The organism is Vibrio sp. 378, from assembly GCF_033339435.1.
Window position 1 is genome coordinate 1 of the sequence record NZ_JAWOUO010000424.1, and the last position, 769, is coordinate 769.

At 44.6% G+C, this 769-nt stretch carries 1 protein-coding gene; it reads left to right on the top strand.

Annotation, left to right across the window (positions count from 1 at the left end):
- Positions 1–769, top strand: a 769-nt coding sequence (locus R7Q48_RS26715; RefSeq protein WP_318133251.1) for a DEAD/DEAH box helicase, incomplete at both ends; no start/stop codon positions are given.

Here is a 769-nt window from a genome sequence, read left to right on the forward strand (position 1 = left end):
ACGCTCTCATACTAGTTCCAACACGTGAATTGGCGCAGCAAGTGTTTGACAATTTAACGCAATATGCGGAACACACGGATCTACGTATTGTTTGTGTGTACGGCGGTACAAGTATTGGCGTGCAAAAGAACAAGTTGGAAGAGGGCGCGGATATTCTTATTGCTACGCCGGGCCGATTGTTAGACCACTTGTTTAACGGCAACGTAAACATTTCTAAAACTGGCGTGTTGGTGCTTGATGAAGCTGACCGAATGTTGGACATGGGTTTTTGGCCTGATCTGCAACGCATTCTTCGTCGATTACCGAATGACAAACAAATCATGCTGTTTTCGGCGACGTTTGAAAAACGCATTAAAACCATCGCTTACAAACTGATGGATTCTCCTGTTGAGGTGGAAGTGTCTCCAGCGAATACAACGGCAGAAACGGTTAAGCAGATGGTGTATCCAGTTGATAAAAAGCGTAAGCGTGAATTGTTAGCGTATTTAATTGGTTCACGAAACTGGCAACAAGTACTTGTTTTCACTAAAACCAAACAAGGCAGCGACGAGCTTGTAAAGGAGCTCAAACTGGATGGTATTAAAGCGGTTTCGATTAATGGTGATAAATCGCAAGGTGCTCGCCAGCGTGCACTTGATGAATTCAAGCAAGGTAAAGTTCGAGCCCTGATTGCGACAGACGTGGCGGCTCGCGGTCTAGATATTCAAGAGCTTGAACAAGTGGTGAACTTTGATATGCCATTTAAAGCCGAAGACTACGTACATCGTAT